10 protein-coding genes are annotated in these 13,011 nt (G+C 63.6%); 2 read left to right on the forward strand and 8 right to left on the reverse strand.

The features are described from left to right. Positions 1 to 115: 115 nt before the first annotated feature. Entirely contained in the window at positions 116 to 1,078 is a 963-nt protein-coding gene (locus VOM14_RS30465) for a LysR substrate-binding domain-containing protein (protein WP_327632430.1), read from the forward strand. 18 nt (positions 1,079 to 1,096) lie between these two features. Here the strand turns inward: VOM14_RS30465 and VOM14_RS30470 are convergent, their stop codons facing one another. From VOM14_RS30470 to VOM14_RS30500, 7 genes are all read right to left on the reverse strand, one after another. Continuing rightward, complete coding sequence (locus VOM14_RS30470; protein ID WP_327632431.1) at positions 1,097 to 2,062, reverse strand: Ldh family oxidoreductase; 966 nt, start codon at positions 2,060 to 2,062, stop codon at positions 1,097 to 1,099. 13 nt (positions 2,063 to 2,075) lie between these two features. Then, a complete protein-coding gene (locus VOM14_RS30475; RefSeq protein WP_327632432.1) occupies positions 2,076 to 3,128 on the reverse strand; it encodes a proline racemase family protein in 1,053 nt (350 codons plus the stop codon). 105 nt (positions 3,129 to 3,233) lie between these two features. Continuing rightward, on the reverse strand, positions 3,234 to 4,301 hold the full coding sequence (locus VOM14_RS30480; protein WP_327632433.1) for a polyamine ABC transporter substrate-binding protein: 1,068 nt from the start codon (positions 4,299 to 4,301) through the stop codon (positions 3,234 to 3,236). Positions 4,302 to 4,466: 165 nt separating this feature from the next. Next, a complete protein-coding gene (putA, locus tag VOM14_RS30485) occupies positions 4,467 to 8,309 on the reverse strand; it encodes a bifunctional proline dehydrogenase/L-glutamate gamma-semialdehyde dehydrogenase PutA (RefSeq protein WP_327632434.1) in 3,843 nt (1,280 codons plus the stop codon). Further along, positions 8,299 to 9,135 (reverse strand): ABC transporter permease, encoded by an 837-nt coding sequence (locus VOM14_RS30490; protein ID WP_327632435.1) that lies wholly within the window; start codon positions 9,133 to 9,135, stop codon positions 8,299 to 8,301. Before VOM14_RS30490 ends, putA begins: the two co-directional genes overlap by 11 nt. Before the next feature lie 5 nt (positions 9,136 to 9,140). Continuing rightward, entirely contained in the window at positions 9,141 to 10,415 is a 1,275-nt protein-coding gene (locus tag VOM14_RS30495) for an ABC transporter permease (RefSeq protein ID WP_327632436.1), read from the reverse strand. 143 nt (positions 10,416 to 10,558) lie between these two features. Next, on the reverse strand, positions 10,559 to 11,635 hold the full coding sequence (locus tag VOM14_RS30500) for an ABC transporter ATP-binding protein (RefSeq protein ID WP_327632437.1): 1,077 nt from the start codon (positions 11,633 to 11,635) through the stop codon (positions 10,559 to 10,561). Between the two features lie 546 nt (positions 11,636 to 12,181). Between VOM14_RS30500 and betI the strand changes: the two genes are divergently transcribed. Beyond that, positions 12,182 to 12,838: a transcriptional regulator BetI gene (betI, locus tag VOM14_RS30505; protein ID WP_327632438.1), complete on the forward strand. Its 657-nt coding sequence runs from the start codon at positions 12,182 to 12,184 to the stop codon at positions 12,836 to 12,838. Positions 12,839 to 12,872: 34 nt separating this feature from the next. On the opposite strand, the gene VOM14_RS30510 is transcribed toward betI, so the two are convergent. After that, positions 12,873 to 13,011 (reverse strand): 4Fe-4S dicluster domain-containing protein (locus tag VOM14_RS30510; RefSeq protein ID WP_327632439.1); only part of this gene is annotated, 139 nt, incomplete at its 5' end.

The following is a 13,011-nucleotide window of genomic DNA, read 5'->3' on the forward strand; positions in this document are numbered from 1 at the left end:
GAAGCGTGCAGAAATGCTGCATAAACAGCATCGCGCAGACACGTGAATCATGCGAATATTCACGCCTTGCCGAATGCGCGCCGCACTGCAACAACCTCACAATCAGAGACAACGGATGAAGATCTCCAGAGGCACCAAGGGTTATCGCAGAATCGTCCCGTCGCTGACCGCCCTGGTCGAATTCGAGGCGGTGGCCCGTCTCGCCAGCTTTACGCTTGCCGCGGCCGAACTCGGCGTGACGCAGTCGGCCGTGAGCCGTCAGGTCCGCTTGCTGGAGGAAACGCTGGATGTCCGGCTCTTCGTTCGCGGGCATCGTTCCATCGAACTGACCGACGAAGGCGAAGCGCTGTACCTGGTGGTGGCCGAGTCCATGCAGAAAATCGCGGGCGTGTTCGATCGTCTTGCCACGACCGGCGTCGAACAACGCGAACTGGTGCTTGCCTCCACGGCCGCGTTCTCGCAGTTCCGGCTGCTCCCTCGCCTCGCCAATCTGAAGAAACTCGATCCGCCGCTGCAATTGCGCCTGGCAACGCAGATGTTCACGGCCGATCTGCGCCATGTCGAAGTCGACGTCGCGGTGCGTTACGGCGACGGCCTCTGGTCGGACGGCACATCCACGTTGCTGTTCGGCGTCGAGATTTTCCCGGTCTGTTCGCCGCAATTCCTGAAAGAGAGCGGCAAGCCGGCGTCGCTCGAACAGCTCGCGGGCATGGCGCTCGTCGAGTCGGATTCGACCACCGAGGGCTGGATGGACTGGACCGAATGGTTCCGCGCGGTCGGCTATCGTCCATCGCGGCTGAACAAGGTATTGCGCTGCAGCCTGTACACCGATGCCATTCAGGCCGCGCGCTACGGGCAAGGCATTGCGCTGGGCTGGAGCCGCCTCGTCGACGATTTGCTGATGACGGGCGAACTCGTGCGACTCGACGTGGCCACTTTCACGCCCGCCGATTCCTACTTCGTCGTGGTGCCGCACGGCCGCACGATCTCGCCCGTCATCACGCAACTGATCGAGTGGCTGCGCGGCGATCCGGCCATCCCCGCGTGCGGCGACGCGCGCACCCATGGCAGCGCATGAGCGGCGCGGCGCCCGTCATCAACTGATATAAGCGCGCACGCGGTTCATCACGTCGTCGGGAACATCCACCTCATGCACGTTGATGTGGCTGCCGGGAATGCGCACGCCCGCGCGCGCCAGCCGGCCGAGCTGCGCCGAAAGACGCTCGGCGAATCCTTCCACCAGCGCCTGCGGCCTGAACACGACGAGAAAGAGACCGACGCCGGGACTCTCGCTGCCCGACGCGTAGTGAGGCGCGTCCAGCGACCAGTTGCTGCCCGTCATTCCCGCCGCGAGTATCTCCATCATCATGGCGAGATTCGCGCCGCGCGCGCCGCCGAAAGCAAGCAGCAGACCTTTTACGGCTTCCCTTGCGTCCGTGGTGGGCTGTCCGTTCTGATCGACCGCCCAGCCCGGCGGGATGGATTCGCCTTGCTCCGCCGCCTTGCGCAGATTGACGAACGCGGTCGCGCTCGACGCCTGGTCGATCACGAGCGGGCGGCCTTGCGCCAGCGGCGCGGCGAACGAAAGCGGATTGGTGCCATACACCGCGCGGCCCGATTCGAGCGTGGTCATTTGCGCCGTGGCATTGCAGGTCGCGAACGCCACGAGATCGCGCTCCGCGCAGCGCCGCGTGTAATACCCCAGCTCGCCGACCGTGAAGCTATGCGCAATCGAGAGCACGGCGACGCCATAATCCGTCGCGCGCCTTAGCAGATCGTCGGCGACGCGATCGAAGGCGAGTTGCGCAATGCCCTGCTTCGCGTCCACCGAAATCGCCGCCGGCACGCTGGACCGGATGACGGGCTCGGCATGCGTTGCAATGCGTCCTTTGACAAAGCCGTCCAGGTAATCCGGAAGATGAGCGAAGCCGACCGCCCTGCTTCCTGCCAGCTCGGCTGAGATCACCGCCTGCGCGAGAGCGTGGGCGACGTCATCGCTCGCGCCCACCGCCTTGATCGCGTCGTACGCAATGCGTCGCGCGTCTTCGGTTTCGTATCGCATCGTCGCGCTCCGTTCAGGCCCAGATGTCGCCCATCGTGTAGCCGTTGGGGAAAGGATCGTCCGGGTCCAGCACATAGGTGTTGAAGCCGTAAATCCACGAGCGCCCGGAAATCGTCGGCACCACCGCCTGAATGTCGCCAATCGCGGCCCGTTCGACGAGGCGTCCGGTATAGGTCGTTCCCAGAATGCCTTCGTGGCGGAACGGCTGGTTGATATCGAGTTCGCCCTTCGCGTGCAGCGTCGCCATTCTCGCCGACGTGCCGGTGCCGCACGGGCAGCGATCAAGCGCGCCGGTCCACGTTGCCGGATTGTCGAAGTCGATTGCGCCGCTCGCCACGGTGACCGCGTTTTTCCGGTCGGCATGGGGATTGTTGGTCGGACCAGAAAGCTGGGCGACCGTGATGCCGTAGCCCGGATAGTGCGGATGCGCGACCGGCAACTGTTCCTGCGCCGCCTTCAGAATGAGCGCCGACACGCGCGTGATCTCCTTGCCGTGCGCCGGAATCAGTTCGAGTCCCTTGAACTGGCGCACGTCGGCGATCACGTAGAACATGCCGCCCCAACCTACATCGACGGTGACCTTGCCGAGATGCGGCACGTCGATCACCTGTTCGAGATGCGCGGCGAACGCCGGCACGTTCCTGAACGTCACCTGCCTGACCTTGCCGTTCTCGCATTCGGCGCGAATGCCGATCAGCCCGGCGGGCGCCTCCAGCTGGAATTCGGTCACGGGTTCCTGCATGGGCAGCATGCCGGTTTCCAGCAGCGCGGTCACGACGGAAATCGTGTTGCCGCCGCTCATCACCGGATACTCGACCTGCTCCATGATGATGTAGCCCGCCGCCGCATCCGGATGTTTCGCGGGAACGATCAGGTTGCAGCACAACGGCGGATAACCTCGCGGCTCGCGCAGCATCAGCATGCGGATCTGATCGTCGTTCGCTTCGAGCCACTTCATCTGCTCGTAGACGGTGTTGCCGGGAATATGCGGCACGCCGCCGGTGATGACCCGCATCGGCTCGCCCGAATGCGTTTCGACAGCGTGAAAAGTCCGTTTGAAAGTCATGGTTGTATCGTCACCTGAAACAATGAAGGCCTTGATGTCCGGCACGGCACGGCGCATCGCGGTGCAAACCGCTTATGCCGCGCCGCGCCGGGTTCGTGCGCGGTGTTACTTCGTGCCCAGCCAGACGGCGAATTTCTGGTTCAGGTCGTCAGAATGATCAGCCCAGAAATTGATGTCCATCGCCACTGCGTTCTTCTGGTTCGCGGGGTTGGTCGGCAGGAACGGCGTGACTTTCGGATCGACCATCGAGATCGACGATTTGCGCATCGGTCCGAGCGCCGTCGCGCTGGCCAGTTTGGCGAGCGACTCCGAGGTCGTCGAATACTTGACGAAGTCCTGCGCGGCCTTCGGGTTCTTCGTGCCCTTGACGATCGCGAGCCCTTCGACGTTCATCACCTCGCCATCCCACAGGAAGCCGAACGGCTTATGGTTCTGAACCACGGCCACCCAGACGCGATTCGGGTAGGCGCTCGTCATCGAGACTTCGCGATCGGCGAGCAGTTGCGGCGGTTGCGCGCCGGCTTCCCACCAGACGATCGACGACTTGATGGTGTCGAGCTTCTTGAACGCACGATTGACGCCGTCCGGCGTGGCCAGCACCTTGTAGATGTCGCCCGGTTTGACGCCGTCGGCGAGCAAGGCCCATTCGAGCGCGCCTTCCGGCGATTTCCTCAAACCGCGCTTGCCCGGAAAGCGCTTGATGTCGAAGAAGTCGGCGATCTTCGTCGGCTCGCCGCTCTTGAAGGCGTCCTTGTTGTACGTGATCATCGTCGACCAGCCGACGTTGCCGATCATGCAGTCGGAGATGCCGCCCGACAGAAAGTCGGACTTCGCCGCGGCACCGCCTTTTGCGCCTGGCGGCAGCGCTGCCGGATCGATCTTCTCCAGCAGACCTTCGTCGCAGGCGCGGGTGGCGTCGGCCAGTTGCATATCGACGACGTCCCACGTGACGTTCTTCGTTTGCACCTGACTGCGGATCTGCGCGATGCCGCCGTTGTAGGTATCGGTCTTGACGTTGGTTCCTGATTGCGCGGAAAACGGTTTTGCCGCCACTTCGACTTGCGAATCCTGATAGGAACCGCCCCAGGTCGCAAACACGATGTCCCCCGCGAAAGCGGAGGTGCTCACCATACCGATCGCCACCAGAGCGGCAACCCGCGCGGTCAATTTCATGTGCAGTTTCATACTCTCTCTTCCTCGTCGTCGGATGGCGCGGTATCGCCATGATGTGCCGGTTGAAAAACCTTCTCTGCTGCTACGACCTTCACTTCCTTGCCGCGACTTTCGGACCACCGCCCGGACTTCACGCGGACTTCACGTGAGCGGGCATTGCGCAAGTCACAGTTCCCCTTCGCTCAACACCATGAGTTGCGTATTGCCGCCCGCCGCGCTTGCATTGACGGTCGTGATCCGCTCGCGCACGAGACTCGCGAAATCGCATCCATCGGCGATGTGGGTCTGAAGCATCGGAACACGCTGTTTCGCGCACGCGGCTGCGAAACCTGACACGGCAGGCGCGGCGGTTGCGCTTGCCGGCACCAGAACCACGTCGGGACGGCCATGCGGCAGCCGGCCTTCGATCAGGCCGCCCAGATCCGCCGTGTCCGCGACGATGCAACGCTCGCCCAGCACTCGCCTGACGCTTTGCGCCGCGGCGCCGGGCGCCAGCATGACCGTGTTGCCGAAGGCGCTGGCGAGCATCGCCTGAAAGATGTTTTCGTCGGCTTCGTGCGCGGCGCACAGCACGATGCCGCGCGGCAGGAACTCCAGCGTGTTTTCCTCGCCCGCCAGGGCCGGCAAGCTGACCGGATCGGACGACGCGATCAGGCGGAGCAGCGCGTCACGCACGCCGGCATCATTCACACGCTCGCGCATACCTGCGCCCATGAGCGCGAAGAGTTCGTCCACCGCCTGTTTGCGCCGCGCCTTTTCCGCCGTCAGCACCTCGCCGCGCGCGCTGAACCGGTCCGCCGACGACTCCACCGGAAACTCGTAGAACTTGCTCTCCAGAGCGCTCGGCCGCGCAAACGGTCCGTCCAGGGCGCGCGGCTCGCGGCCGCCGTTCCGGGTCAGCGCGGACAGTGTGAGCGGACCCGCCATCATCGGCCCGGAGCCGGCCGGACCGACGCCCGCGGACGGCTGCATGCCGACGAAAGTCGAATGCATCGCGCGGTTCACGCAGACGCTGCTCGCGCTGGTGCGCGACAGCACCTTGCCCGCTGCCTCGTTGATCCGCGTGTGCAGTCCGATCACGCCGCAGCCGATGCGGTTGAGCTGCTGGATCAGCGCGTCCAGCTGGCCGGTGCGGTAGCGCACCACGTGCAGAATCGGGCCGCTCACCTGCGCTGCGATCGACGCGATGTTCTCCGTCCTGCCGAGATCGACGATCGCGGGACGCACGTAATGGCCGTTCCTGTCGCTGCTGACGGGGCGGCCACGCGTGACCGCGAAGCCCGCGCGTTGCATGCGCTCAAGGTAGGCTTGCGCTTCTTCTTTCGCCTCGGCCGTGCAAACCGGTCCGATGTCGGTCGAGACGTCGAGCGGATTGCCCGTGGTCCGCTCGCTCAGAATGCCCTTGAGCATTTTCAGCGTCTTCTCCGCCGTGGAATCCTGCAGGCACAGAATGCGCAGCGACATCGCCGCTTGTCCCGCCGAACGGAACGCGGACACCGTCGCGTCGAAAATCACCTGCTCGGGCAACGCGGAGCTATCGACGATCATCGCGTTGGCGCTGCGCAGCGTGAACAGCAGCTTGGGCGAGCGCGCACGAGTCGCGGTCTGGGCGGCGCTCTGGGCGGCGCTCTGGGCGGCGATCGCCGCCGCGACGCCCGCGTCGCCGGCGAACAGCACGGCTGCCACGCGGCGGTCGGTCACGAGCGCGCGGCCCACGTTCTCGCCGCTGCCCAGCAATAGTTGCGCGGCGCCAGCGGGCACGCCCGCGCGCAGAACGATCTGCAGCGCCTCGGCGGCCACGATCGATCCGCACAGCGCCGGTTTGGCGACGACCGCGTTGCCGGATGCCAGCGCGGGCGCGATCTGCCCGACCAGCGTCATCAGCGGATTGAAAGCGGCTGTGATGCAAGCCGCCACACCGAGCGGCTGGCTCGTGCGCAGCCAGCGCTCATTGCGCAACTGGTAGGCGTAAAGGCGCCACAGATTGACCGCGCTGCGCACTTCCTCAGCCGCTTCGCTCATCGTCGCGCCGCTTTCCTTGACGAGCAGCGCGGCGAGCATCTGACCGTGCAGCTCGAAACGATCGGCCACCGCGTCCAGCGTGTCGGCCCGCGACGCCGCGTGGGTGGCCGCCCATTGCGGCGCGCCGATTGCCGCGCGTGTGAGCGCATCGTCGAGCGTGGCGGGTCCGCAGGCTTCGACGCTGCCGATCACATCCGTCGAATCCGCCGCGCTGTAGACGAGCTTCGCCGCATCCGGGCCCGCCACCGGCTCGCCGCCGACAATCGAGCGCACGTTTGTGCGCGACGCCTTGATGTCCGCGATCGCCTTCGCGAATTCCGCCGAGGTGGCGAGGTCCATCGACACCGCGTTCAGCCGCCCCGGCAGCACGTTGCGCGGGCTCGGAATGCCTTCGTGCATGCGCCCTTGCGTGCGGGCCGCCTTGTCGAGCGGATTCGCGACGATGTCGGCGATGCTCACGTCTGGATCGACGACCTGATTGACGAACGACGAGTTCGCGCCGTTTTCCAGCAGACGGCGCACGAGGTAGGCGAGCAGCGTCGCATGCGGGCCGACCGGCGCGTACACGCGGCACGCGCGGCCGAGCTTGCCCGCGCCGACGATCTGGTCGTACACGCTTTCGCCCATCCCGTGCAGACACTGGAACTCGTAGTCGCCGTTGCCCGCCAGCGTGTGCACGGCCGCGATCGTGAAGGCGTTGTGCGTCGCGAACTGCGGGAAGATCGCGTCCGGCGCGGCGATCAGGATCTTCGCGCAGGCGATGTAGCTGACATCCGAATGCACCTTGCGCGTGAACACCGGATAGCCGTCGCTGCCCGCGTCCTGCGCGAGCTTGATTTCGGTGTCCCAATACGCGCCCTTGACGAGCCGCACGTTCAAGCGGCGGCCCGTCGCGCGTGCCAGCACAATCAGCCAGTGCGCGACGAAGCGTCCGCGCTTCTGATACGACTGCAACGAAATGCCGATGCCGTTCCAGTCCGCGAGGCTCGGTTCAGAGGCCAGCCGTTCGAGCATTTCGAGCGTCAGATCGAAGCGCGCCGACTCTTCCTGATCGAGGTGGAAGCCGATGCCGTACTGCTTCGCCAGTTGCGCGAGGCTCAAAAGGCGCGGGTACAACTCCTCGATCACGCGCTCGCGTTGCGCGAGTTCGTAGCGCGGGTGCAGGCCCGAAATCTTCACCGACACGCCGGGGCCGTCGATCGCGCCACGTTGCGACGCGTCCTTGCCGATCGCTTCGATCGCATGGCGATACGATTGGAAATAGGCTTCGGCGTCTTCTTCCGTGAGCGCCGCCTCGCCGAGCATGTCGTACGAGAACCGATAGCCTTGTCCCTCGCGCGTCTTGGCGAGACGGATCGCTTCCTCGATGGTTTGTCCCGTGACGAACTGCTTGCCGAGCAGGCGCATCGCGTACGCCACGCCCGAGCGCACGACCGCTTCGCCGCCTTTGCGAACCACGCTCGTCAGCGCCTCGGACAGGGACTTTTCGTCGGGCTGCCTGAGCAGCTTGCCGGTCACGAGCAAACCCCACGCGGTCGCGTTGACGAACAGCGAAGGCGATTTGCCGAGATGCGCGCGCCAGTCGGCGTCGACGATCTTGTCGCGAATCAGCTGATTGCGCGTCGGCGTGTCGGGGATGCGCAGCATCGCCTCGGCCAGACACATCAGCGCGATGCCTTCGCGGCTGTCGAGCGAAAACTCCTGCGTGAGCAGGTCCACGCCGCCCGCATTGATACGCGTGTCGCGCACGCCCTGAGCGAGCCGCGATGCCAGCGCCTGCACGCGCGCGAGCGTGTCCGGGTCGAGATACGCGTCCTTGATCAACTCGCGCACGACGACGTCTTCCGGCAAACCGGATGCCTCGCGAATGCGCTGACGAAGCACCGGCAAGTCGGTGGTTTGCTCCTGCATTTCCTGAATTTTGGACAGCATGATGGATTGAGCGGTTGAAGGCGTAGAGGAAGTGACGTCGATCTCAGGCAACATGATTGATTCCGCGCAGCCGCTCGGTACGACGGCGCAGCAATTCGAGCGTGATCAGCAACAGCGTCGAGATGACCACCAGCAGACAGGCAACGGCGAGAATGGTCGGGCTCAGTTGCTCGCGAATGCCGGCCCACATCTGCCGGGGCACCGTGCGCTGGTCCGGACCTGTGAGAAACAGTGCGACGACAATCTCGTCGAACGAGGTGGCGAACGCGAACAGCGCGCCGGACACGACGCCGGGTGCGATGATCGGCAGCTTCACCTGCATGAACACGCGCAGCGGCGACGCGCCGAGGCTTCGGCCCGCGCGGCTCAAGGTCTCGTTGAAACCCGCGAGCGTCGCCGTCACGGTCACGACCACGAACGGCGCGCCGAGCGCCGCGTGCGCGAGAATCAGGCCGAGCAGACTGTTGGTGATGCCGAGCGGGCTGAACGCGAAATAGACGCCGACCGCGGTGATGATGAGCGGCACGATCATCGGCGAAATCAGGATGCCGGTGATGATCTGCTTGCCGCGAATGCGGCTGCTCGTCAGGCCGAGCGAGGCGCTCACGCCCAGCACGGTAGCGATCGCCGTGGACACCACGCCCGTGATGACAGTGTTCTTCAGCGCGAGCATCCAGTCGGCGCTGTCGAAGAACTCCTGATACCAGCGCAGGCTGAAGCCGGGCAACGGATAGGTGAAATACGGCTGCGAGTTGAACGACAGCGGCATGACCACGAGGATCGGCAACACCAGAAACACCAGCACCGCGAGCGACAGCGCCACGTAGGACACGCGCCCGACTCGGCCCCAGATGGTTGCGTAGGCAGGAAAATTGAACATGTGCGTTACCCCAGTTTCACGCCGGCACCGCCGGTGATGCGCACGAAAATGCCGTAGATGAGCAGCACGCCGACCAGAAGCACCGAGGCCAGCGCGCTCGCCAGACCCCAGTTGAGCGTGGTGTTCACGTGGTTGGCGATGTAGTAGCTCGCCAGCTGATCGTCAGGACCGCCAACGATGGCGGGCGTGATGTAGTAGCCCACGGCAAGAATGAAAGTCAGCATGCCGGCCGCGCCGACGCCCGGAAGCGTCTGCGGGAAATACGCCTGAAAGAACGAGCGGATCGGGCCCGCGCCCAGCGAGCGCGCTGCTTTCACGAAGACGGTCGGCACGCCCTTCATCACGCTGTAGAGCGACAGGATCGCATACGGCAACAGGATGTGCGTCATCGAGACCAGCACGCCGAACCGGTTGTAGACCAGCGCCATGCGGTCGATCCCGAGTGACACGAGCAGATCGTTCACGACCCCATGAGTCTGAAGCACCACGACCCATGCCGTTGTCCGCACGAGAATCGACGTCCAGAACGGCAACAGCACCATGATCATGAAGAGATTGCTGTAGCGCGCCGGGATGTTGGCCAGAAAGTAAGCGACCGGATAGCCGAACAGCAGACACAGGAAGCTGACGAGCACGCTGACCCACGCCGTGCGCACGAATACGTCGACGTAGAGCCGCTGGCTCTCGCCCTGGCGCACGACCGCACCCTTTTCATCGCGTTTGAAGTCGAAGGCTTTCAGGTAGTGATCGAATGTCCACGGATACGACGCGTACTTCAGCGTGGTCCAGATGGCGGGGTCGTCCCAGCGCGAATCGATCGCGCTCAGACGGCCATGCCACGAGCCCGACGCGTCGTCGCCCAGATGGCGCGACGTTTTCATGATGAGGCTGCGCAGGCCGGCTTCGTCGTAATTCAGACGCGAGGCCACGCGGCTCACGCCGTCGTTGTCTTTGGCCGCCAGCAGGTCGTTGCCGAAAGCGGTATAGACGGCGTCGCCCGGCACTTTGCCCGAAGCCGGCTCCCAGTTGCGCAGCAGCGCGGCTGCATGCGGCAGTTCGTCGGAGATGGCCGGATCGCGAAAGCTCTTCAGCAACAGGCTGCCAATCGGCACGAGAAACGTGACCAGCAGGAAGGCCAGCAGCGGAAAGACCAGCATCAAGGCCTTCGCGCGTTCCTTGCGTTCCGCGCGGCGCAGTCTCGCCTTGAGGCTCCTCGCGTCGTCCGCGAGCGTCGCGGGGACGTCGCTCGCGGGCACAGTCATGTCAGTGGGAAGGATCATTTTCAGTACGGCAGGGAAACCGCCTTTTCGGGTTGACGCGAGGTCTTCTGTATCGACATCGAAGACCGGGACAGCCTGACGGGCAGGCTCGACTGGCAGGCCGCTTGCGATCAAGCGCCGCCTCGTCCGATGAAGCCGGATGGCTATTGCAACGCGCGGCACGCGTCGGCCATCCAGCCGATATGCACCGAGTCGCCGACACGCAGGCGGCGGGCCGCGCCGTCGTTCGGCAGTTTCACGATGAAGTCATCCTTGCCGCAGATCTGCATCACGAGCCGCAGGTGGTCGCCGTAGTAGATGAGGTCTTTCACGCCGCCGCTGAAGACGTTGTCGCAGGACCTGGCGTTTTCGCCGATGGCCACGCGCTCCGGGCGCAGCGACACGCATGCGCTGTCCGCCGCGCGAATTGCCGCACCGGTGGACGCGTGGATCGTGTGGCCGCCGTTGAGCCTGACGGTGCATCGCTCGCCGCCGACGTCGGCGATAACGCCCTTGAGTTCATTGCTCTCGCCGATAAAGCGCGCGACGAACGCGTTCTCCGGCTGCTCGTACAGCCTCGACGGCGTGGCGAGCTGCTGGATGATGCCGTTGTTGAACACGGCGATGCGGTCGGACATGGTCATCGCCTCGCTTTGATCGTGCGTCACGTACACGACCGTCAGACCGCTTTGGGCGTGAATCTGCTTGATCTCGTATTGCATCTGCTCGCGCAGTTGCTTGTCGAGCGCGCCGAGCGGTTCGTCCATCAGCACGAGAGCGGGCTCGAACACCAGCGCGCGCGCCACGGCAACACGCTGCTGCTGGCCGCCGGAAAGCTGGCCGGGCATCCGATGCGCGAACTTCTCCATGTTCACCATCTTGAGCGCGCGCTGCACCCGCTGCTCGATGTCCGGCTTGCCGACCTTGCGGACCTTCAGCGGAAAAGCCAGATTCTCGGCAACCGACTTGTGCGGAAAGAGCGCGTAGCTCTGAAACACCATGCCGATGTTGCGGCGCTCGGGCGGAATGCGGTTGATCGGACGCCCTTGCAGCAGGATCTCGCCGTGCGTGGCCGTTTCGAAACCCGCGAGCATCATCAGACAAGTGGTTTTTCCCGAACCCGACGGGCCGAGCATCGTGAGAAATTCGCCTTCGCGGATATCCAGATTCAGATTCTTCACGACCAGCGTTTCGCCGTCGTAGGTCTTCTGGACGTTTTTGAAAGAGACAATCGTCGACATCACCGTTCCTCAAGAAAAGCTCGCTGACCGCCGAGCCAGGGGTTCCCGCATGCGTTGCGTGCCGCGTTTTTTGCGTTTGCGGTGCAACGCCGCTTTCATTAGCCATCCTGATCGTTGTTTTTTCCACTGCACGGATTTCGTGCCGCCGATGAAACCTTGCAGGACCGATTCGGCACTTTCGCACTGCAATGAACCGGCTGTTTGCGACTCTTCACGCTGAACCGACGATCAACCCATCAAGGCATGACTACCGCGCGCAAAAGAATCGTACACTGAACATCCGTTCAACTCATTCAACGTTTTCCCTACTATAGCGAAGCAAAATACGGATCAAAAATAATTTCATCGCGTATTTATTGCTTTTTGCTTACGACAAATGGCAAAATTTCAGCGGTCGCAGAAAAATCACCAGGATATTCACTGAACATTTGTTCAACAACGATTGCGTCTCTGGTCGCATAGAATTGAACGAGTGCTCAGCAATTCGTCGCCAAGGTAAGATGGTTTGGCTATACCAGGTTTGTCGATAACTATCAGGATCTTTCAATGCACACGGCGCCAGAAGTCGCAACGGCCGATTCCCGTAAGGACGACAGTTCGCAATATGAAGGGATGCGCGCACGACTGCTCGAAGCCACGCTGGCCGTGGTCGGCGAAGTCGGGCTCGAAAATCTCACCATCCGCAAGGTCAGCGACTATGCGGGCGTTTCGGTCGGGCTCGTGCATCATCACTTCGAGAACAAGAGCAATCTCGTGTACAAGACGTTCATGTATCTGATCCGCCGGATGCGCGAACAACTCACAGCGGGACGCCGCGGCATTGCCGATCCTGTCGAGCGGATGAAGTTCACGGCGGACATGTGTTTCAATCACGAGGTCATGAGTCCGGGCGCCGCGAACGTGTGGCCGCATATGTGGAGTTCGTCCGCGCATGAGGCAGAAGTGCAGCGCCTGTGCGCGGCGTTCTCGCGGCGACTGCGTTCCAACTTTCTGTTCGATCTGAAGCAGGCCGGATGCGACCCCGCGATGGCGCGCATCCACGCGATTCAGGCCATGGCGCTGGTTCATGGCTTGTGGATCGAGCACAGGGTGGCCGCCAGCATTTCGATGGACGAAGTCCTTGGCATCTTTCACGGCATGATCGACAACGCGACGCATTGGGTCTGGAAATCCAACATGAGGCGCTCGGCTTCGGCGAACTGAGCGCGGCCTGGGTTCGCATGGGTTCATCGCGGCGTCACATGTTCGGGTAGTTCGGGCCACCGCCGCCTTCCGGCGTCACCCACACGATGTTCTGCGTCGGGTCCTTGATGTCGCAGGTCTTGCAGTGCACGCAGTTCTGCGCGTTGATCACGAGCCGCTCGCCGCCGTCGTCG

This window comes from Paraburkholderia sp. MPAMCS5 (assembly GCF_036016995.1).
Classification (GTDB): Bacteria; Pseudomonadota; Gammaproteobacteria; order Burkholderiales; family Burkholderiaceae; genus Paraburkholderia.

What these genes read in the sequence shown, in the direction of transcription:
- betI (WP_327632438.1), top strand. Translation starts at nt 12,182, where the DNA reads ATGCACACGGCGCCAGAAGTCGCAACGGCCGATTCCCGTAAGGACGAC.
- VOM14_RS30480 (WP_327632433.1), bottom strand. Translation starts at nt 4,301, where the DNA reads ATGAAATTGACCGCGCGGGTTGCCGCTCTGGTGGCGATCGGTATGGTG.
- VOM14_RS30475 (WP_327632432.1), bottom strand. Translation starts at nt 3,128, where the DNA reads ATGACTTTCAAACGGACTTTTCACGCTGTCGAAACGCATTCGGGCGAG.
- VOM14_RS30470 (WP_327632431.1), bottom strand. Translation starts at nt 2,062, where the DNA reads ATGCGATACGAAACCGAAGACGCGCGACGCATTGCGTACGACGCGATC.
- VOM14_RS30465 (WP_327632430.1), top strand. Translation starts at nt 116, where the DNA reads ATGAAGATCTCCAGAGGCACCAAGGGTTATCGCAGAATCGTCCCGTCG.
- VOM14_RS30500 (WP_327632437.1), bottom strand. Translation starts at nt 11,635, where the DNA reads ATGTCGACGATTGTCTCTTTCAAAAACGTCCAGAAGACCTACGACGGC.
- putA (WP_327632434.1), bottom strand. Translation starts at nt 8,309, where the DNA reads ATGTTGCCTGAGATCGACGTCACTTCCTCTACGCCTTCAACCGCTCAA.
- VOM14_RS30495 (WP_327632436.1), bottom strand. Translation starts at nt 10,415, where the DNA reads ATGATCCTTCCCACTGACATGACTGTGCCCGCGAGCGACGTCCCCGCG.
- VOM14_RS30490 (WP_327632435.1), bottom strand. Translation starts at nt 9,135, where the DNA reads ATGTTCAATTTTCCTGCCTACGCAACCATCTGGGGCCGAGTCGGGCGC.